The organism is Acinetobacter sp. UBA2581 (assembly GCF_002339435.1).
Classification (GTDB): Bacteria; Pseudomonadota; Gammaproteobacteria; order Pseudomonadales; family Moraxellaceae; genus Acinetobacter; species Acinetobacter variabilis.
Genome location: NZ_DDLD01000098.1, coordinates 17,406 through 38,124 on the forward strand (window position 1 = coordinate 17,406; position 20,719 = coordinate 38,124).

At 42.1% G+C, this 20,719-nt stretch carries 22 protein-coding genes and 1 tRNA gene; 18 read left to right on the top strand and 5 right to left on the bottom strand.

The window, feature by feature from the left end:
* The first annotated feature begins 69 nt into the window (after positions 1 to 69).
* From pabC to B3Q46_RS12580, 4 genes are all read left to right on the top strand, one after another.
* Positions 70 to 885 carry an aminodeoxychorismate lyase gene (gene pabC / locus B3Q46_RS12565; protein ID WP_005236671.1) on the top strand — a complete coding sequence of 272 codons (816 nt, stop codon included), beginning with the start codon at positions 70 to 72 and terminating at the stop codon, positions 883 to 885.
* Between the two features lies 1 nt (position 886).
* Positions 887 to 1,945, top strand: coding sequence for an endolytic transglycosylase MltG (gene mltG, locus B3Q46_RS12570; RefSeq protein WP_005236670.1), 1,059 nt, complete (start codon positions 887 to 889; stop codon positions 1,943 to 1,945).
* Positions 1,946 to 1,947: 2 nt separating this feature from the next.
* A complete protein-coding gene (gene tmk, locus B3Q46_RS12575) occupies positions 1,948 to 2,547 on the top strand; it encodes a dTMP kinase (protein WP_004784527.1) in 600 nt (199 codons plus the stop codon).
* Between the two features lie 91 nt (positions 2,548 to 2,638).
* A complete protein-coding gene (locus tag B3Q46_RS12580; RefSeq protein ID WP_171064820.1) occupies positions 2,639 to 3,079 on the top strand; it encodes a PaaI family thioesterase in 441 nt (146 codons plus the stop codon).
* 117 nt (positions 3,080 to 3,196) lie between these two features.
* Here B3Q46_RS12580 and nadB read toward each other — a convergent pair whose 3' ends face one another.
* Positions 3,197 to 4,825 carry an L-aspartate oxidase gene (nadB, locus tag B3Q46_RS12585; protein ID WP_005236669.1) on the bottom strand — a complete coding sequence of 543 codons (1,629 nt, stop codon included), beginning with the start codon at positions 4,823 to 4,825 and terminating at the stop codon, positions 3,197 to 3,199.
* A 236-nt stretch (positions 4,826 to 5,061) separates the two neighbouring features.
* Here nadB and B3Q46_RS12590 point away from each other — a divergent pair, with 236 nt between their 5' ends.
* From B3Q46_RS12590 to B3Q46_RS12640, 11 genes are all read left to right on the top strand, one after another.
* Complete coding sequence (locus tag B3Q46_RS12590) at positions 5,062 to 6,447, top strand: Do family serine endopeptidase (protein WP_004784522.1); 1,386 nt, start codon at positions 5,062 to 5,064, stop codon at positions 6,445 to 6,447.
* Between the two features lie 124 nt (positions 6,448 to 6,571).
* On the top strand, positions 6,572 to 7,057 hold the full coding sequence (locus B3Q46_RS12595; protein ID WP_004784520.1) for an acyl-CoA thioesterase: 486 nt from the start codon (positions 6,572 to 6,574) through the stop codon (positions 7,055 to 7,057).
* A 258-nt stretch (positions 7,058 to 7,315) separates the two neighbouring features.
* Positions 7,316 to 9,133, top strand: coding sequence for a translation elongation factor 4 (gene lepA, locus B3Q46_RS12600; RefSeq protein WP_004784519.1), 1,818 nt, complete (start codon positions 7,316 to 7,318; stop codon positions 9,131 to 9,133).
* A 21-nt stretch (positions 9,134 to 9,154) separates the two neighbouring features.
* Positions 9,155 to 9,982, top strand: coding sequence for a signal peptidase I (lepB, locus tag B3Q46_RS12605; protein WP_004784518.1), 828 nt, complete (start codon positions 9,155 to 9,157; stop codon positions 9,980 to 9,982).
* Positions 9,983 to 10,006: 24 nt separating this feature from the next.
* Positions 10,007 to 10,378 carry a DUF4845 domain-containing protein gene (locus B3Q46_RS12610; protein ID WP_004784516.1) on the top strand — a complete coding sequence of 124 codons (372 nt, stop codon included), beginning with the start codon at positions 10,007 to 10,009 and terminating at the stop codon, positions 10,376 to 10,378.
* Positions 10,350 to 11,048, top strand: a complete 699-nt coding sequence (gene rnc / locus B3Q46_RS12615; protein WP_004784515.1) for a ribonuclease III — start codon at positions 10,350 to 10,352, stop codon at positions 11,046 to 11,048. Before B3Q46_RS12610 ends, rnc begins: the two co-directional genes overlap by 29 nt.
* On the top strand, positions 11,048 to 12,076 hold the full coding sequence (era, locus tag B3Q46_RS12620; RefSeq protein ID WP_004784513.1) for a GTPase Era: 1,029 nt from the start codon (positions 11,048 to 11,050) through the stop codon (positions 12,074 to 12,076). The genes rnc and era overlap by 1 nt, the downstream gene beginning before the upstream one ends.
* An 18-nt stretch (positions 12,077 to 12,094) precedes the next feature.
* Positions 12,095 to 12,292, top strand: a complete 198-nt coding sequence (locus tag B3Q46_RS12625; RefSeq protein WP_004784512.1) for an NF038104 family lipoprotein — start codon at positions 12,095 to 12,097, stop codon at positions 12,290 to 12,292.
* Positions 12,293 to 12,303: 11 nt separating this feature from the next.
* On the top strand, positions 12,304 to 13,014 hold the full coding sequence (gene recO / locus B3Q46_RS12630; protein ID WP_286716076.1) for a DNA repair protein RecO: 711 nt from the start codon (positions 12,304 to 12,306) through the stop codon (positions 13,012 to 13,014).
* Positions 13,015 to 13,027: 13 nt separating this feature from the next.
* Positions 13,028 to 13,753 (top strand): pyridoxine 5'-phosphate synthase, encoded by a 726-nt coding sequence (gene pdxJ / locus B3Q46_RS12635; protein ID WP_004784507.1) that lies wholly within the window; start codon positions 13,028 to 13,030, stop codon positions 13,751 to 13,753.
* A gap of 15 nt (positions 13,754 to 13,768) precedes the next feature.
* A complete protein-coding gene (locus B3Q46_RS12640) occupies positions 13,769 to 14,422 on the top strand; it encodes a tRNA-(ms[2]io[6]A)-hydroxylase (RefSeq protein ID WP_004784505.1) in 654 nt (217 codons plus the stop codon).
* Between the two features lie 368 nt (positions 14,423 to 14,790).
* Here the strand turns inward: B3Q46_RS12640 and B3Q46_RS12645 are convergent.
* A tRNA-Asn gene (locus B3Q46_RS12645) sits at positions 14,791 to 14,866 on the bottom strand.
* A 236-nt stretch (positions 14,867 to 15,102) separates the two neighbouring features.
* Between B3Q46_RS12645 and B3Q46_RS12650 the strand changes: the two genes are divergently transcribed.
* Positions 15,103 to 15,546, top strand: coding sequence for a hypothetical protein (locus tag B3Q46_RS12650; protein WP_004784504.1), 444 nt, complete (start codon positions 15,103 to 15,105; stop codon positions 15,544 to 15,546).
* Between the two features lie 12 nt (positions 15,547 to 15,558).
* Here B3Q46_RS12650 and B3Q46_RS12655 read toward each other — a convergent pair whose 3' ends face one another.
* Entirely contained in the window at positions 15,559 to 16,002 is a 444-nt protein-coding gene (locus tag B3Q46_RS12655) for a PaaI family thioesterase (RefSeq protein WP_004784501.1), read from the bottom strand.
* A gap of 161 nt (positions 16,003 to 16,163) precedes the next feature.
* On the opposite strand from B3Q46_RS12655, the gene B3Q46_RS12660 reads away from it, so the two are divergent.
* Positions 16,164 to 16,574, top strand: a complete 411-nt coding sequence (locus B3Q46_RS12660) for a GFA family protein (RefSeq protein WP_004784500.1) — start codon at positions 16,164 to 16,166, stop codon at positions 16,572 to 16,574.
* A 427-nt stretch (positions 16,575 to 17,001) separates the two neighbouring features.
* Positions 17,002 to 18,264 carry an MATE family efflux transporter gene (locus B3Q46_RS12665; RefSeq protein ID WP_267460443.1) on the top strand — a complete coding sequence of 421 codons (1,263 nt, stop codon included), beginning with the start codon at positions 17,002 to 17,004 and terminating at the stop codon, positions 18,262 to 18,264.
* A 44-nt stretch (positions 18,265 to 18,308) separates the two neighbouring features.
* Here B3Q46_RS12665 and B3Q46_RS12670 read toward each other — a convergent pair whose 3' ends face one another.
* On the bottom strand, positions 18,309 to 19,544 hold the full coding sequence (locus tag B3Q46_RS12670; protein WP_005236666.1) for a pyridoxal phosphate-dependent aminotransferase: 1,236 nt from the start codon (positions 19,542 to 19,544) through the stop codon (positions 18,309 to 18,311).
* Between the two features lie 253 nt (positions 19,545 to 19,797).
* On the bottom strand, positions 19,798 to 20,625 hold the full coding sequence (gene map / locus B3Q46_RS12675; protein ID WP_004784494.1) for a type I methionyl aminopeptidase: 828 nt from the start codon (positions 20,623 to 20,625) through the stop codon (positions 19,798 to 19,800).
* Positions 20,626 to 20,719: the final 94 nt, after the last annotated feature.

Here is a 20,719-nt window from a genome sequence, read left to right on the forward strand (position 1 = left end):
AGTAAAACAGATATATAGACAGAGCTTATATTTCATCGCTCTATCCGTCACCAGAGAGGCCTTAAAAGCATGTTGTATTTAAAAAATGCTCAACTCGTCAAAGATATAGATGTGCTGGATCGTGCCTTTCATTATGGTGATGGCTGCTTTACTACCGCCCGCATCCGTCGAAACCGGATCGAGTTAGCAGACCGTCATCTAGCCCGTTTAAGGATGAGCCAGCAAAAATTAAGTTTGCATGCTGATCTGGACCTGATTGAAAAAAGTTTGCAAGCGTTATTGAGGTCAGAAGCTGAACTGAACGGAACCTTAAAGATTGTACTGAGTCGTGGTATAGGACAGCGTGGTTATAGCCTGCCAGACCATCCGGCAGATCTTTGGATGTTCTATTATCCGAAAACTGTACAGGACTTCAGTTATGAGCAGATTCAGGCGGGTGTATTGCAACAGGCCATTGGCCTCAGCATGCCGAATCTGGTGGGGTTGAAAACCTTAAACCGTCTGGAACAGGTCTTGCTTAAACAGGAAGCGGATCTGCATGGCTGGCCGGAAGCACTGGTAACTGATGTGCAGGGTACAATTGTTGAAGGGGTGAGCAGTAATTGCTTCATTCGTATAAACAATACATGGATTACACCAGAACTTCGTTATAATGGCGTCTTCGGTGTGATGCGTGCAGAAATTTTGCAACGTATGCAGGATCAAGGCATTATCTGTCAGCGGCGTGATGTGGAAATGGATGAAATTCCCCATATCGACAGCCTGTTTTTCTGTAATGCGCTCAGTCCGATGAAAATTGCCACTCAATTTGAGCAGCGTGCTTTAAATGTAGATGCTTGTATTGAACTTTTTAACCGTCTTCGATTGAATCAGATGCCTTATTAATATGTCAGCTTCCAAGTCTAAAACCAAAAAGAAAAATAATGCCAAACGCCCTGGTTTCATGAAGGGGATAGTTCTATTTCTAATCGGGATACTCCTGGTTCTAGGGCTGATCCTAAAAGCCAGCCTATGGAAAGATTATCCTGTAGAAGGTCAAAAACAGTTACTGGCAATTAGTAACGGTGAAACCTATTCTGGATTTATTGATCGGCTGGCCAAAGAAAATCATGTCAGCTTTCCGATTATTTTAAAGCTGTATCAGCGCATCATGATTCATGACACCATGAAGGCAGGTGTTTATGAAATTCCTCAAGGTATGAGTATCCGTGCAGTGCTGGACATGATTTCCAATGCAGAAAATGCTCAGATGAACCGGATTCTGGTGATTGAGGGCACGACCTTTAAACAGCTGATTGATGCTTTAAAGAAAGATGATCTGGTGACTAAAGAAGTGGTGAATTTGCCAACCGATCAATTGCTCAAAGAACTCAATATTCCATTTAATCATCCTGAAGGTCTATTTGCTCCAGATACCTATTTCTTTGCCAAAGGTGAAACGGATCGCAAGATTCTGACCGATCTTTATCAGCGCCAGATGAAGTCTCTGGATCAGGCTTGGGAAAAACGTGCTTCAGATCTGCCATATCAGAATAAATATGAAGCGCTCATCATGGCATCGATCATTGAAAAAGAAACCAGTCTGGATAGCGAGTTACAACAGGTATCTGGTGTATTTGTGCGCCGTTTGAAAATAGGCATGCGTCTACAGACAGATCCAACCGTGATTTATGGTATGGGTGAGAATTACAAAGGTAATATCACCCGTCAGGATCTACGCACTCCAACACCCTATAACACCTATACCATGGCTGGCTTACCACCGACACCGATTGCCTTGCCAAGCAAGAAAGCCATTGAAGCAGCGATGCATCCGGACAATTCACAAAATCTTTATTTTGTTGCAACGGGTAATGGTGGGCATAAATTCAGCAGCAGTCTGCAAGACCACAATAGAGCAGTGCAAGAATATCTCTCTGTTTTACGTTCAAAAAATAAGGAATGAGCATGTTTATCAGCTTTGAAGGCACTGAAGGTGTAGGGAAAACCACACTCATTCGTCGTATCTATGATGATTTTATTGCTCAAGGTAAAGAGGTCGTGCTGACCCGCGAGCCGGGCGGTACACCGATGGCAGAACAGATTCGTTCGCTATTGTTGGCCGTAAACCACGAAGAAGCGATGTGCCATGATACAGAGTTATTGCTGATGTATGCGGCACGTGCCCAGCATCTGACACAAGTGATTCTACCCGCTTTAAATGCTGGAAAAATTGTCTTATGTGATCGCTTCAGTGATGCCAGTTTTGCCTATCAATGTGCAGGGCGTGGACTCAGTGAAGACAAGCTGAATCTGTTGAATCAAAATTTCGTGGAACGTATGCCGGATATTACGTTCTGGCTGGATGCACCGATTGAACTGGGTATGAATCGCGCACGTGCCCGAGGTGCGCTGGATCGGTTTGAGCAAGAGAAAGTTACTTTCTTTGAGAAAGTTCGCGCCGGATATGCCACGCTATGCCAGCGTCATCCAGAGCGGATTAAACGTCTGGATGCGACTCAAACACCGGATCAGGTGTTTGAACAGGCGCTGTCTTATTTAAAATAATTTTATTCTAAAGATATTTTTGGCATACTTTTCTCTAGTTATTTCAAGGAAGAATCTTCTATATTGGAAGAAATCAGGAAGATAAAACATGATGAAAAGTACAAGAGAAGAAATCATCCAGTTTTTACAGCAGGAATTTCCACAGAGCCTGGAAAAGTGCCAGATCGAAGCTGTAGTGCCTCAGGGTGCAATCTTACTGTATCGAGTGAGTGAGCAGGAATTACGTCCCGGCGGCACAGTGTCTGGCCCCACCATGATGACCTTAGCTGATCTGGCCTTATATATTGCGATCCTCGGTGAGATTGGACTGGTTGGCCTGGCAGTGACTACGAACTTAAATATCAATTTTCTGCGTAAACCTTCGGGTGGTGTTGATCTGCGAGGGGAAAGTAAATTGATGAAAGTGGGGAAGGCGCTCATTGTGGGAGAAGTCTGGATTTATTCGATTGATCAGGAAGAGCCGGTTGCTCATGTGACAGCGACCTATTCGGTTCCACCACGTAAAGAACACGTGCATTCCTTAAAATGCTGATTAATTCTTACAAATTATATGCTTTATTTAAATCCTGATTATTCTAAAAACTTAAAAAATCAGAGCCAAAGAAAAGGCAGATAACATTTAAAAATATTATCTGCCTTATTTATATTTTTAAGCATTCACCAAAGGGGTTTCTACTTCAAAACTTGGTGGAATCAGTACAGTTTTACGTAGTTCAGGCAGCAATTCTGGATAATCCAGGGTGAAATGCAGGCCACGGGACTCTTTACGCTGCATGGCACAACGCACGATCATCTCTGAAACTAACACCAGATTACGTAGCTCAATCAAGTTTTTGCTCACCTGATAATCCTGATAGTACTCGGTAATTTCTTTCTTCAACATCTCAATTCGGTGCAGGGCACGTTCCAGACGTTTAGTGGTACGCACAATACCGACATAGTTCCACATGGTCTGACGCAGCTCGTCCCAGTTTTGCAGAATAACTACATCTTCATCAGGATTGGTCACCTGAGAATCATCCCATTCTGGTACCTCAGGGATAGCTTGATCTGTTCTGAAATTTTCCTGAATCTGTTTGGCAGCACTCATGCCATATACAAAACATTCTAAAAGTGAGTTACTGGCCATACGGTTAGCGCCGTGTAAGCCAGTATAAGAAGTTTCACCAATGGCATAGAGTCCAGCAATATCGGTCTGACTGTTTTCATCTACGACCACACCACCACAGGTATAATGCGCAGCAGGAACCACAGGAATCATTTCCTTGGTGATGTCGATGCCAAGTTCTAACAGACGTGCATATAAGGTTGGGAAGTGTTCTTTGATGAAGCTTTCATCTTTATGGGTAATATCTAGCCAGACATGACGAATGCCCAGACGTTTAATCTCATAGTCAATCGCGCGTGCCACAATATCACGTGGTGCCAGCTCTGCACGCTCATCAAAACGCAGCATAAAACGCTCACCATCAGGTAGGCGTAAATAGGCGCCTTCACCACGCATGGCTTCTGTGATCAGGAATGAACGGGCTTGTGGATGATATAAACAGGTCGGATGGAACTGGTTGAATTCCATATTGGCAACCCGGCAACCGGCACGATAGGCCATCGCAATCCCATCACCAGTCGCGATATCCGGATTGGAAGTATAAAGATAAGCTTTCATCGCACCGCCACAAGCCAGGGCAGTAAATGGTGCTAAGAAAGTATGAACTTGTGCACTTGCTTCATTGAGTGCATATAAACCTAAGGCGCGATTTTCACCATCTAAGCCCAGTTTTTGTGAACAGATCAGGTCGATCGCAATGTAATTTTCAAAGATGGTAATATTTTCTTTTTCCTGAACGCGCTGTACTAACGTGGTAGAAATGGCACGCCCAGTCGCATCAGCTGCGTGAATGATTCGGCGCTGTGAATGGCCGCCTTCACGGGTCAAATGTAATTGTTCCTGCTCATCCAGAGTAAATTGCACGCCATGTTTCAGTAGAAAATCCACCGAAGGCTTACCACCTTCCACCGTCTGCTTCACAGCATCCATTTCACACAGATGTACACCTGCAATCATGGTGTCATCAATATGCTGTTCAATCGAGTCTGTCTCATCCAGTACGGCTGCAACACCGCCTTGAGCATAATAGGTACTGGCATCGGTCAGGGTAGATTTGGCAAGAACTGCAATATTAAAATGTTCAGGCAAAGAAAGTGCTAAACTTAGGCCGGCACCACCACTGCCCACAATGATCACGTCAAAATGATGGGTAAGGGGAAAATTAGACATGTCCATCAGCTAATTGAAAAAAGTCCGGTAATCAGAGCGCTTTTTTGTACAAAAGGCAAGCGTTTAAGTGCTCATTTATTGATGAAAAAAATTAATAAAAGCTTTAACTTAATGCTTTAGAAAAATTAAAGGTTGCTAACATTCAAGCTTTCGAACATATTTTTACTTAAAATATATGAAGTTTGTGATAAAACCTATTTACATAAATTTATCAACAATTTGGGTGAATAATTTATATGAAAATTCTGGATTTAAAAAAAGGATTATTTGCAGCGACTGTTACTATGAGTGCTGCTCAGTTACAGGCAGTAACACCCGTCGATTTTTCTAACCTGGTTGATCAGGTCAGTCCGGCAGTTGTCAGTGTGAGTGTTGTCAAAAAAATGAGCGAAGAAGAGCTCTTGCAACAACAGGTTCCTGAAATTTTACGCCGTTTCTTTGGTAATCAAGTGATTATTCCGCAGCCACGTGTACCGCAGGAAAAAACCGGATATGGGAGTGCCTTCTTCATTAGTAAGGATGGCTATCTGCTGACCAACCACCACGTAGTTGAAGATGCGTCTAAAGTGACAATTACCTTGAATGATCGTCGGGAAATTGATGCAACAGTCGTGGGAAGCGACGAGCGTACTGACGTCGCTTTATTGAAAGTTAATGGTTCAGGTTTCCCGGAACTGCGTACTGGTGATGTCGATAAATTACGTGTAGGTGAACCCGTATTAGCAATCGGTTCACCTTTTGGTTTTGACTACTCCGCTTCTGCCGGCATTGTCAGTGCCAAGATGCGTAACATGATGGGTGAAACAGCCGTACCATTTATTCAAACTGACGTTGCCCTCAACCCGGGAAACTCGGGTGGACCGCTATTTAACCAGCGCGGTGAAGTGGTTGGGGTGAACTCACGAATCTTCAGTGGTACTGGCGGTTATATGGGGCTGTCATTTTCGATTCCGATTGATGTCGCTATGGAAGTCGCTGACCAGCTGAAACGTGATGGTAAGGTGACTCGTTCTTATCTGGGGGTAAGCCTGCAAGATATCGACCGTACTTTGGCTGAATCTTATAAATTATCTAAGCCAGAAGGTTCTTTAATTACCCAGGTTGCACCAAATTCGCCAGCGGCTAAAGCGGGTCTGCAAGCCGGTGATGTGATTTTAAAATACAATGGTACTGATATTTCACGCACTAGCCAGTTGCTGAACTATTTAAACCGTTCTGCGCCTAAACAGCAGATCCAGTTAGAAATATTACGTGATGATAAACGTCGTAATATCAATGCAACACTCACGACTGCGCCAGATGAAACGCCAGCCAAAGCAGGCAACCAGGCTCAGCCAAATAAAGGTCCGGTATTAGGCGTTACTATTCGTGAATTAAGTCCGGCTGAAAAAGAGCGTTTAGAGATTAAGGGTGGTGTAGTCATTCAGGACGTTCGTAGAGACGGGATCGCAGCTCAGGCACGGATCATGCCAAATGATGTTGTGACTCAAATCAATGGTAAAGCGATATTGAACAGTAACCAGTTTGTGGAAGCTGTGGCAGACCTGAAAAAAGGTAGTGTTGCCCGTGTCGGTCTGATTCGTCAGGGTCAACGTGCCATTGTCGGGATGCGCATTTCATAAAATATATGAATCTTCAATAAAAGACCGCTTGTATAGGCGGTTTTTTATTTTTCGCAATTTACCCGAGCCATAATTTCTGTAGACTCTGTACATGGAAAAAATTGCGATAAAGGATAAGAGAAAAGTGACTGGTATTTTTGACCAAGTTTTAAAGGTACATCCTGAACATATTGATCGTCTAGGACATGTGAATAACGTCATTTATGTGCAGTGGATGCAGGATGTGGCCTCGGCCCATATCGAGCAATTAGGACTCGGTTTAAATGAGTATCTGCAACTTAAACATGCCATGGTTGCAGTTGAACATCATGTCCAGTATCGCAAGGCGGCATTTGAAGGGGATGAGCTGATTCTACGAACCTGGTTAAGTGATTTGAATGCCTTATATTCATTCAGACAGTATGCTTTTTATCGTCCACAGGATCAGAATGTCCTATTTACCGGTAGCACGCAGTGGGCTTGTATCGAAATTGCGTCGGGTCGCCCGAAGCGTATGTCGCCAAGTTTTACCCAAGCTTATCAGCCCCTCTCAGACAGTATTAACCCTTATGATTTTTCTACTTTATATTTGAGTGAAGAAGCAAAGGCAATAAGAGAAGAATCAATCTAATAAGGTGATGATATTGAGATCGAATAGAAGGCAGCTACTAAATAGGAAACAGCCCATTTAACAAGCTGTTTCTAAGAAAAAGCTGAGGAAAAGAAAAATAAGAAGAAACTGGTCATGTGCTTAAGACAGCTAAGAGAGAAGAAAGATAATTCTTTTTCTGTATCTCCATTCTGCTATAATCCTCGGCAATTTCTATTCGGCTTTTGTTATGCAATGACTTTTTAAATTGCATGGCGCGTTTTTTTCTCAAGGTAGCCCATGGCGCAAGCTAAAAAATCTGTTGATATTAAAAACATTCGTAACTTCTCGATTATTGCGCATATTGACCACGGTAAATCGACTCTGGCAGACCGTTTTATTCAAACTTGTGGTGGTTTACAGGATCGTGAAATGCAGGCTCAAGTTCTTGATTCTATGGAACTTGAACGCGAACGTGGGATTACCATCAAAGCGGCTTCGGTCACCTTGTACTATACCCATCCAAATGGTCAAGAGTATCAGTTGAACTTCATTGATACCCCGGGACACGTGGATTTCTCTTATGAAGTTTCACGTTCTTTAGCGGCCTGTGAAGGTGCACTTCTCGTTGTGGATGCAGCGCAAGGGGTAGAAGCGCAGTCTGTAGCAAACTGCTATACCGCGATTGAGCAGGGTCTGGAAGTTTTACCAGTACTGAACAAGATTGACTTGCCACAGGCTGAACCCGAACGTGTAATTCAGGAAATTGAAGATATTATCGGGATTGAAGCGACTGAAGCACCGACCTGTTCAGCAAAAACTGGCCTAGGTATTGAAGGTGTACTTGAAACGCTGGTGAATGTCATTCCTGCACCAACAGGTGAACGTGATGCACCGCTGCAAGCGTTGATTATTGACTCATGGTTCGATAACTACTTGGGCGTGGTATCTCTAGTTCGTGTGAAACAGGGGCGTGTTCGCAAAGGCGACAAGATGCTGGTGAAATCGACGGGTCAGACACATATCATCACTTCAGTCGGTATTTTCAATCCGAAGCATACTGAAACCGATATCCTTGAAGCGGGTGAAGTTGGTTTCGTGATTGCCGGTATTAAAGACATTTTTGGTGCACCAGTGGGTGATACCATTACACTGGCAACTACTCCAGAAGTTCCAACATTACCTGGTTTCAAAAAAGTAAAACCACAGGTCTATGCGGGCCTGTTCCCAATCGATTCCAGTGATTTTGAACCTTTCCGTGAAGCATTGCATAAACTGCAAATCAATGACTCTGCGCTGTTCTTCGAACCAGAAAGTTCTGATGCTCTAGGCTTCGGTTTCCGCTGTGGCTTCTTAGGTATGCTGCACATGGAGATCGTACAGGAGCGTCTAGAACGTGAATACGATCTGGATTTGATCTCTTCAGCACCAACTGTAATTTATGAAGCAGTGATGAAAAATGGCAATACCATTTACATCGATAGTCCGTCAAAAATGCCAGATGGCTCAACTGTTGAAGACCTGCGTGAACCAATTGCAGAGTGTCATATCCTCGTGCCACAGGAATACCTGGGTAATGTCATGACCCTATGTATTGAGCGCCGTGGTGTACAGAAAGACATGAAGTTCATGGCGAATCAGGTATCCGTTACTTTTGAAATTCCAATGGCCGAAGTGGTGATGGATTTCTTTGATAAATTGAAATCTTGTTCACGTGGTTTTGCGTCACTAGATTACAACTTTGTGCGTTTTGAAAGTTCATCACTGGTGAAAGTGGATGTCCTGATCAATGGTGAAAAAGTCGATGCTTTAGCAATGATTTGCCATCGTCAGGATGCACGTCATCGTGGAATTGCACTGGTTGAAAAAATGAAAGACCTGATTCCTCGTCAGATGTTTGATGTGGCAATTCAGGCTGCTATTGGTGCGCAAATTATTGCCCGTTCTACTGTAAAAGCAATGCGTAAAAACGTATTGGCAAAATGTTATGGTGGGGACGTATCACGTAAGAAGAAACTTCTTGCAAAACAGAAAGAAGGTAAGAAACGTATGAAACAGGTGGGTAGCGTTGAAATTCCACAAGAAGCGTTCTTAGCTGTACTGAAAGTCGAACGCTAATACTATAAGGATAATAAGCCCATGGATTTTGATTTTAATTTGATTCTTGTTCCTGCGACCTTATTTTTCGTCGCGGTCTGGTTGCTGGATAAGTTTGTTCTGAAACAACGACAGACCAAAGGTAAGGGCAATGAAAACTTCATTATTACCTGGGCTTATGATTTCTGGCCGGTTTTGGCGGTCGTTTTAGTATTGCGTTCTTTCCTGTACGAACCTTTCAATATTCCATCAGACTCCATGGTTCCAACCCTGGAAACCGGTGATTTTATCCTGGTCAATAAATTTGACTATGGTGTGAAATTACCAATTGTTAATACAAAAATTCTGGATACAGGTAGCCCGGAGCGTGGTGATGTCGTGGTCTTCCGCTATCCGCCACAACCAACGATTAGCTATATCAAACGTGTAATTGGTTTGCCAGGTGATCATATTGTTTATGATCATGGCCAGTTAACCATTAATGGTGAGAAAGTAGCAAAAGTTCCAGTAGAATTCAGCCGTGAAAAAGATCGCCTGGATACGCCAAATTCGATTTATCATAAAGAAACCATTGGCGAACATACTTTCACTATGCGTGAACTGGAAGGAGTAAATGTAGCTCGTCAGGCTCCATTCCTTAACTATATAGAAAATGGTAAGTTTTCAGCTGAAAATGGTTTATATTGGGAAGTGAAAGTTCCAGAAGGCCATTACTTTGCGATGGGGGATAATCGCGATCAAAGTGCTGACAGTCGTTTCTGGGGCTTTGTTCCGGAAGAAAACTTAACAGGTCGCGCATTCTATATCTGGATGCATAAAGAACCTGGCTTTAAACTGCCATCGTTTAGTCGAAACGGAATAATCGATTAATTATTTCAGTCAGGAAAATAAAAAATGAAACATCAACAAGGTGCTTCGTATATTGGAATTTTATTTGCAATCATGGGGTTTGCTTTTCTTGCCAAAGTGGCGATTGCAGTTTGGGGGCCATACTTTGATGATCGTATGGTGGACAATCAGATTGAGGAACTTTTAAAGAGTTCTCCGGCAAATATTGCACCAGAAAAATTTCGTCAACAGATGGGTCAGCGTTTAGAAATGAACAATATTCGCGATCTGAAATTTGATGAAATTGCCAAGGTAACCAACACTGATGGTTTACAGGTGCACAAGAATTATGAAATTCGCAAGAATTTTATATTGAATATAGATTTAGTGATGAAGTTTGAGAAAGATTTTGATCAAAGCACAGTCAAAACTAAATGATGAGCGTCTTGCCAAACGGATCGGTTATCAGTTTAAACAAGCTGATCTGTTAAAACTGGCATTGACCCATCGTTCAGTCAGTCATAAACACAACTATGAACGCCTAGAATTTCTAGGCGATTCTCTTTTAGGGATGATTATAGCCAATTATCTCTTTACTGCTTACCCGCAGGAAAACGAGGGCCGTCTGACGCGTATGCGTGCGACTCTTGTCCGACAGGAAGCGTTAGGGAAAATTGCTAATGATCTAAAATTGAGTCAGAACCTGATTCTCAGTACGGGTGAGCTGAAATCGGGTGGTCATCATCGTGAGTCTATACTTGCGGATACGGTCGAAGCCATTATTGGTGCGATCTATGTGGATTGCGGTGATCTCACTGTACTACAGGCGATTGTGCTAAAATGGTACGAACCGTATTTAGACAATATAGAACCAACTGACCAGCTGAAAGACCCTAAATCACGCCTACAGGAATATTTACAAGCACGTAAAAAACCTCTCCCAGTTTACGAGGTTGTAGATATTCAGGGTGATGCCCCGAACCAGCATTTCAAAGTGGAATGCCAGGTAGAAGGCTTACCGGTCATGGCCGGTGAAGGTTCAAGCCGACGATTCGCTGAACAGGCGGTTGCGGCAGATATTTTAAAACATTTGGAGCATAAGTCTTAATGACTACTCATTCCGATCACATTGATGCTGATCACGAGTCGCAAAGCGACAGCAATGACTTGATTAGTCAATTTTTCAGTGCACAGGGTACTGAAATTCCTTCTGATTATCGTAGCGGTTTCGTGGCGATTGTCGGACGTCCAAACGTAGGTAAATCGACCTTGATGAACCACTTACTGGGCCAGAAACTTTCGATTACTTCACGTAAGCCACAAACCACACGTCATAAAATTGTAGGGATTGATTCACGTGAAAAATCTCAGGCAGTATTTGTTGATACACCGGGGATGCATAAGAAAGAAGTGCGTGCCATCAATAAAATGATGAACCGAGCTGCGCACTCTGCACTGCGTGACGTGAACCTGGTACTGTTTGTAGTTGACGCACAGAAATGGACCCAGAACGACGAGCTTGTTCTGGAGAAATTAAAAAATGCGGATATGCCAGTAATTCTGGTGATTAACAAGCTGGACACGTTTGAGAACAAGAATGAGGCCTTACCGCTGATTCGTGAACGTGCTAAACTGATGAACTTTGCTGAAATCGTACCGGTATCTGCACTTCGTGGTGCAAATCTCGAACACTTACGCGATACGATTGCCAAGTACCTGCCATTCCAGCCACCACTGTATTCATTAGATCAGCTTACCGATCGTTCAGAGCGTTTCCTGGCCTCTGAAATTATCCGTGAAAAGATCATGCGTCAGTTAGGCGAAGAACTGCCATACGATTTAACTGTTCAGATTGAATCTTTCAAAACTGAAGAGCCGACCCTGAACGAAAAAACAGGTCGTATGAAGCCGGCATGTACTTATATTGATGCCACCATTTTCGTTGATCGTGCTGGCCAAAAAGCCATTGTGATTGGTGAAAAAGGCTCCAAGCTGAAAAAAATCGGTATGGATGCACGTGTCGATATGGAAAAGATGTTCGAACAGAAAATCATGCTAACGCTTTGGGTGAAAGTCAAAGGCGGCTGGTCTGATGATGAGCGAGCCCTGAAAAGTCTAGGTTATAGCGACATTTAAATTGGATAGGAACGGATCATGATGAAATTTCTGGTAGTCATTGCATGTGTTTTATTTTTGCAGGGCTGTATTCATAAAGTAGTGACCGTTCCTGCCAAAGTTGCCTATAAAACCACAAAGTACGCGGTCAAAGGGACCGCGGCTGTTGTGGGTGCCGCCATTCCCGATGGGGATGACGAAGAAGACGAGAAAAAATCAAAAAAGAATAAAGACTAAAGAAGTAGCCTATGCGTAATGAAGTGCTGCATGGATACTTGATTCATCATCGTAAATATCGCGATCGCAGTCATATTGTGCATTTATTTACCCAGGAATATGGCCGTATTGACGGGATACTGAGACAAAATCCTCCACCACAATATCAACCCATCAGCTTGCTAGCCTCTGGCAAATCTGAACTCAAAAACTTCACCAAATTAGAAATTGTTAATCAGCCGATCTTTTTTTTTGGCGATGCCTTCTTTTCTGGCTTTTATCTAAATGAAATCCTGTTGCGTTTATGTCCGCTTGAAGTGCAAATGCCGCTGACCTTTGCCAAATATGGCGAAACGTTGAATGCCTTGCAAAAACTCTCCGATCAGGAAAATCCCAATACTTATTTAAAACAGGTTCTGCGTCAGTTTGAACATATCTTATTAGAAGAACTGGGCTATGAACTGGATTTTTCGGTTGATGCCAATCAGGCACCAATCAATCCCTTGCAACATTACTATTTTCAGTTGAATGAAGGTTTTATGCCTTCGGCCAAGGCCTTGCACTCAACCATGTCGGGCCAGCAGATTTTAACAATGCAGCACTATGAAAAGGGTAGGGATTTTAATCCAGAACAGTTACAATTACTGACGAAGCTATATCGACAGGTGATCACTGCTTTGCTTGGTGACCGACCACTGAAAAGTCGACAGTTGTGGATCCAAAATTCTCAATCTCAATCGTAGTTAGGAAAATATTATGGCTGCATTACTTGGTGTCAATATTGACCATGTCGCAACTTTAAGACAAGCACGTGGTACGACGTACCCAGACCCAGTCAATGCTGCATTGATCTGCGAACAGGCGGGTGCAGAGGGCATTACCTTGCATTTACGTGAAGACCGTCGTCATATCCAGGATGATGATGTACGTCGTATGCGTCCGGTATTGACCACGCATATGAATCTGGAAATGGCTGTGACTGATGAAATGGTGGCTTTTGCTAAAGAAATTCAGCCGCATCATGTCTGTTTTGTGCCTGAAAAACGTCAGGAAGTCACTACTGAAGGCGGTCTGGATGTGGTTGGTCATTTTGAAGATGTGAAAAAAGCCACTCAAGAACTGACTGCGATTGGCTGTGATGTGTCACTATTTATTGATGCTGACTTTGCCCAGATTGATGCTGCGGTCGCGTGTGGTGCGCCGACGATTGAGATTCACACAGGCGCCTATGCCGATGCAGAAACTCCAGAAGCGCAACAAGCGGAACTTGAACGCATTGTGAAAGGCGCTGAATATGCTGCTTCTAAAGGTCTGGTGGTGAATGCAGGTCATGGTCTGAATATGGATAATGTCACTCCAATTGCTGCAATTCCTCAAATTCATGAATTAAATATTGGTCACTCGATTATTGCAGATGCAGTTTTTGTTGGTTTAGCGCAAGCGGTTCAACAAATGAAGGCTGCAATTAAAGCTGCGCGTTAAGATTGCAAGAAACATATGTCAAATATTGATTATGATGAACTGATGAAGCCTGTCATTGGCTTCCTGGGTTGTGAAACACCAAAAGCCTGGCTCGATGAGGCATTACAGAATCTGGAGATCCTGATGCAGGATCATGCTAACTGTGAGAAGAAAGCAGCCAGTACAGCAATGAACCTGATGTTCCGCTATAGCTTCTTTGTAGATTTACAGGTGAAACTGGCGCAACTGGTACGTGAAGAAATGCTGCACTATGAACAGGTGCTGGAATTCATGAATAAGCGTGGCCAGCAATGGATTGGTCTCAGTGCAGGGCGTTATGCGGGTGGTTTGCGTAAGGAAATCCGGACCTATGAACCAGAAGCATTAATTGATGTGCTGGTGATTGGTGCTTTTGTAGAAGCACGCTCTTGTGAGCGTTTCTATGCGCTTGCTCCGCTGGTGGATGACGAGTTAGGACGCTATTACCGTTACTTGCTCAAATCTGAATCTCGCCATTTTGAGGACTACTTGGCCTTAGCTTTGGATGTGGCTAAAACTGCAAAATTGAAAAATCCGCAAGAAGATATTCAAAGTCGAATTAAGCATATCCGGGAAGTAGAAAAGAATCTGATTCTCAGTCCAGATGAAATGTTCCGTTTCCATAGTGGTGTGCCAACAAAAGCAGCTTAAGAAGCTACTTTATTAAGACATCAAAGAAGATCCTCCAAATTGGGGGATTTTTTTATAACTATAAAGAATCTGTAACTAACTTATTTATTAAAAGAATTTAAAATAGCCTAAGCGATATAAAATTTAATCTGATGTTTCTTACAGTAAGAGTGGAGAAATTAGCATCATGCAAGATAGTAAACGTTGTTATTAACTAAAAATAAGTATGTATAAACACATTTGATTAAATGAAAATATAAGCCAATCTAACTAGGTAAATAAAAGGGCAGAGTAAGAATATATAAGAGAAAAGAAGAATCGAATCATTTTATAAATGAAATTTCAGGCAATAAAAAAGCCCGCTTTAATGCTGCGGGCTTTCTTGAATTTGGCTCTCCCACCTGGGCTCGAACCAGGGACCTGCGGATTAACAGTCCGTCGCTCTACCGACTGAGCTATGGGAGAATCTGAATGCGATTATAGAGAGATTTTATCAAGGGTCAAGCAAAAACTGTCATATTTATTACAAATTGCGCTTATCTGATTTTAATTTAAACGATTGCATTAATTTCTTAAAAAATGCTTGTCAGAACAAATTTCACTTGCTAGATTGAAAACATAAAGTCGTTTGACCAAATGGTCAAACAGTGTGGATTTAAACCTACTTGCCAGCACAAAAATGGCTAAACCGGAGAAAGCGAATGAATACGCTCACTATCCCTCAAATTTTCTCTCAACTGTCTTTTTATCAAGATCATTATCTCGAAATTATTCAAGATTCTGCTCAATACTTTACCCCTGTGGCTGGTGCAGAAATCCGTTTATGGCCCTTAGCGACTAAACAGTTATATCTGGGTGACTTGTTGCAACTATGGTTTGCAGAAAAGTGGCTGGTCGAAAAAGAACGCCAATTTAGTTTTGAGATTTTTCTGAACATGCCTGAAGCTCAGAAAAAAGATCTTTATATTTATGCGCTTGCTGGTAATCTTCTGACCGGATCGAACCAGTCTAAAGTGTGGCAAGCTTCTGCTAAAGAAACTCAGGTACTGAGTGTAGCAAATGTTTCTAAGCATTATTTCGAATATCGGGCATTGACCCAGCCGAAACTGGTAAAAGCACCGCAAGGGAAATGGGGCGTACTTTAAGCCTTAAACACGTTAATGGTCGGAATTGCGAAAAATCATGCAGGTTGCTGTGGCATGGGCATAAATACGGCCTTCGTCATCCAGAATTTGACCCTCAGAAATGCCTAGATTTTTACTGAGATTAATTGATTTTCCGATTGCTTTTAGTTCTTGGTTGTGAGGAATTGGACGGCACATTTTTACATTCAGATCAATTGTGCCATAACCGACACCGGCTTCAAGTAAAGTATGAATCGCGCAGCCTGTTACCGTATCTAAAACAGTTGCAGCAAAACCGCCATGTATACCTCCCATAGGATTCAGATGGCGTTCATCTGCTTTTACAACAAAGGTCACGTGTCCCGGTTCGACTTCGCTTGCAGACATGGGAATAGTGGTTGCCATAGAAGGCATAGGTAGGTTGCCCTTAAGCATCTCTTGCATAATCTGCAAACCTGAAAGATTCTTGAGATCCATAGCTTGTCCTTATTATTTTAAATACTGGATTTGAATGACAAGTTTAGGCAGATGGTGCTTCGATCAGCAATAAAAAATTGTATGAGGAAATGTACAAAGCCTTTTACTTATAATGAATCCGGTAAAATGATTAAAAATAATAATACCGAGGAAGAATAATCATGAAAGCGAGATGTTTATGCGGTGCGACTCGATTTGAAGTTCAGCTTAGAAATTATGAAGTGGCCGCCTGTCATTGTTCCATGTGCCGCCGCCACACAAGTGGGCCTCTCATGTCGATTGATATAGAAAATATTCACTTTATTGATCAGCAGCATTTATCTGTTGCAAGTACTTCTGAATGGGCAGAGCGTGGTTTTTGCAATGCCTGTGGTACTTTTATTTTCTGGCGGACCAAAGATCATTCCTTTGCCAATATTAATGTATTTACTTTGGAGCAACTGCCAGAGGATCTGGATTTCAATTTAGAAATTTATATAGATCATCAGCCAGCATTTCATTCATTTAACAATCAAACCAAAAAAATGACAGAAGCTGAGGTCATTGCCATGTTTCAGCAACCTGATTCCTGAAATAAATATAATCAGATAAAGGAAGAGCAAGTCTGGTGATTTTATCTGATGAAAATAGTGATTAGTAGGTTCGTATTTCAAATAGCGTTCTACTTTTCATGTTGTGATCATTCTTTCTTTTTATTAAATTGTTAAACATTAGAATGAAAAACTCATAATTTCTGAGCTTAAAAAATTATTATTTTCTATAAGCGAACTGAAGATAGAGACTGAACTTTTTTATAAAAATCAATAAATATAAAGATTTATGGCACAAGGATTGTATGTGATTTCCACTGTATATCTCAGTTTTAAATAATTCAGTTTAAAAATAAAACCCGAGAAAAAAAATTAAGAATAGAGTGATTTTGCAATGAAACAGTTTTTGCATCTTTGGGTGCCTATTTTTTTGAGTAATAGCATCATAATGTTGGCCGGAATATTTGACATGATTTTCCTGTCTCATTACTCACCGCAACATGTGGCTGCTATGGCTGTGTGTTTATCTATTTATTCTTTATTATTTGTTTCGGGGACGGGGATCTTGCAGGGTATGATGCAGGAACTTGCTGAAGCATATGGGCGACGTGCTTTTGATGATATTCAAAAAATTCTGAAACAGAGCATCCTTATTGTCGGTGTCCTGTCTGTCTTTGCAGGATGGTTATTGACTCATGCGGATCCATTGCTGCATTTATTAAAAGCAGATAGTGCATTACAGGCTTTGATTCAACCTTGTTTATGGTTACTGGCTTGGACGCTTCCAGCACATTTGTTAGTGCGTATTCTATATATTTTGACGCAAGCCTGTGGTCAGGCGAAGCGTGTGTTCTATGCCAATATTTTTTATCTGATATTCAAAGTGAGTTTGGCTTATTGCCTGATTTTTGGGATTCAGGGTTATGTGCCCGCCTATGGGGTTGAGGGAGCTTTTATTGCTCATCTGACTGTTCAATGGGCACTATTAGTGGTCTATTACCTGATATTTCTGGAAAAGCAGTTGCGTGTGCACTGGTCCGGACAATTTTTCCATTTTAAGACTTTGCTAAAAATTTTAAGAATCGGCTTACCCTCAGCAATTGTTGTATTTATTGATGTCTTTACAATTAGTGCGATTGCATTATTGATCTTGCCTTTGGGGGAGATAATGGTGAATGCGCATCAAGTAGCGAGGGGTTTGGCTGGCCTGCTGTTTATGGTCCCATTTTCGATGAGCTCTGACTTTAGCATTCTGGTCTCTACTAGGATTGGTGCAAATCAAGTGCAATCTGCCTGGGCTTTAACTTTTAAAGCGTTACGTGTGGTGGTTGCAAGCGCAGTTGTTCTGGCGGTCTTGATCGCAATTTTTCAGAAACCGATTGTGGCGCTGTTTAGTGATCATACGGATGTGCTTACGGTGAGTCTGGCATTGATGTTCTTATTGTGCTGGATGCATATTTTTGATGCGATTCTGGTGATTAGCGTTAATATGCTGCGCTGCTGGAAAGTGGTGGTCTTGCCCATGTTTATTTTTAGTGGAGTACTGCTATTAGGTGGATTGAGCGGAGGCTGGTATTTGGCTTATCATCCAGTATCGCTCTTCAATCTCAATCTGAATGTCTCGGGAATAAGTGGTTTCTGGTGGATGCTGGCTATTTCCTATACCTTTGCGGCATTGATGTGTTTGCTTTGTTTGGCACTTAAATACCGTAAGCATTTACAAACTGCATAAAAAAACCCGCGATGATCGCGGGTTTTTTTATCTAATCAATTAGATTATTTCGCAGCTTTTTCAGCTTCGATCGAAGCAATCGCCTCATCAACGCCTTCGATAGAATCAGCAGCTTTTTTGATACGTGCAAGTGCATCAACTAATACTTCGTCAGCAGTTGCGTAAGAGATACGCATGAAACCACCTAGACCGAATGCATCACCAGGAACGACTGCAACGCCAGTTTCTTCCAGTAACCAAGCAGAAAATTCTGTGCAAGAGTTCAGACCTTTCGCACGAATCAATGGTTTGATGTTTGCATATGCATAGAATGCACCGTCAGCAGGAAGGCAAGAAATACCTTTAATGTCATTCAAGCCATTTACAACTAGGTCATGACGACGTTTGAACGCTTCAACCATTGGTACAAGAACGTCTTGAGGACCATTCAATGCAGCTTCTGCAGCAACTTGTGAAATAGAAGTTGGGTTAGAAGTTGATTGAGACTGGATTTTTTTCATCGCACCGATCAGTTTAGCAGGACCTGCTGCATAGCCGATACGCCAGCCTGTCATTGCATAGGCTTTAGACACACCGTTTAATACGATAGTGCGGTCGTAAAGGTCAGGCGCAACAGTTGCGATGTTGTAGAATTCATCTTCCCAGCGGATTGGTTCGTACATGTCATCAGATGCGATGAATACTTCTGGGTATTTACGAAGTACTGCAGCTAAAGCTTCTAATTCAGCTTTAGTGTAGATCATGCCAGTCGGGTTAGAAGGGCTGTTTAATACCACTAAACGGGTTTTGTCAGTGATCGCAGCTTCTAATTGCTCAGGAGTAATTTTGAAACGTTGTTCTTCACCACATTTCACGATTACTGGTGTACCTTCAGCAATGATCACCATGTCTGGATAGCTTACCCAGAATGGAGCAGGGATGATCACTTCATCACCTTTGTTTAACAAAGCAAGTGCCAAGTTAAAGAAAGACTGTTTACCACCACAGGAAACCAGGATTTGGTTCGCTTGATAGTCAAGGTTATTGTCACGTTTTAATTTAGCAATAATTGCTTTTTTAAGACCTGGCGTACCATCAACAGCGGTGTATTTGGTGAAACCGTTGTTAATTGCTGCAATTGCTGCATCTTTGATGTGTTGAGGGGTATCAAAATCTGGCTCACCTGCGCCCAAACCAATAACGTTGTGACCAGCAGCTTTCAATTCAGCAGCCTTGTTTGTCACAGCAAGCGTAGGGGACGGTTTGATGGCATTCACACGATCAGAGAGACGTACGTCCACGGCAGTATTCCTTCTTATAGGGATTAAAAAATAAAAAGCACATTATCTTAGCCTAAAATGGTGCACATTGGGCAAAAGAATTTGGAAAAATATACGAAAAAAATGCTGAATCAGTACAACTTTATCTTGAACATCGATAGGTAGTTTAGATAAACAGGAACTAAGAATATACTTTGAGGATGAGAATAATAGGAGAAATATAAACTAAAAATGGCCACTTTAAAGTGACCATTTATATGAGGAAGTGTTGTTGTTATGCACTAAAACGTGACAAATCTTCTTCAGGACGAGCAGTCAGCACTTCAATGCCATTTTTTGTTACTAAAAGAGTATGCTCATATTGAGCCGATAATTTATGGTCTTTAGTGACCACAGTCCATTTATCACCCAGTAGTTTGGTTTGCCAAACACCGGCATTTACCATTGGTTCAATCGTAAAAGTCATACCTTCTTCAAGCACCATACCAGTATCTGGCTGACCATAGTGCAGAACCTGTGGTTCATCATGGAAAGTCGTACCGATGCCATGGCCACAGTATTCACGAACAACGCTAAAACGTTCAGATTCAACATATTTTTGAATCGCATGGCCGATGTCACCAATGGTAGCACCTGGTTTCACTACAGCCATACCACGATACATTGCTTCTTGAGCGACTTTACATAGACGGTTTGCTAAAATTGAAGTTTCACCACCCACGATGTACATCATATTGGTATCTCCATGGAAACCATCTTTGATGACCGTGACATCAATATTTAAAATATCGCCTTTTTTCAGGATCTTGTTTTCAGATGGGATCCCGTGACAGACCACATGGTTTACAGATGTACAGATTGTATGCTGGAAAGCAGGGCGGCCAGGCGCTGCACCATAACCTAAACATGCAGGAATGGCATTCTGCACATTTACAATATAGTCATGACAAATCGTATCCAATTCCAGTGTTGTTACGCCGGGTTTGATATGCGGTTTGATCATATCCAACACTTCTGCAGCCAGTCGTCCAGCGATACGCATCTTTTCGATATCTTCTGCGGATTTGATTAAACGACGGGGAGCTTGATAAGTAGTGTTCATGATCTCTAAAAACTTTTGGAAATTTGTATGTGACTATGGTATAAATAGCCGCCCATTTTATCAAATGCTTTTTCGTGAATATATTTGCGAGGCT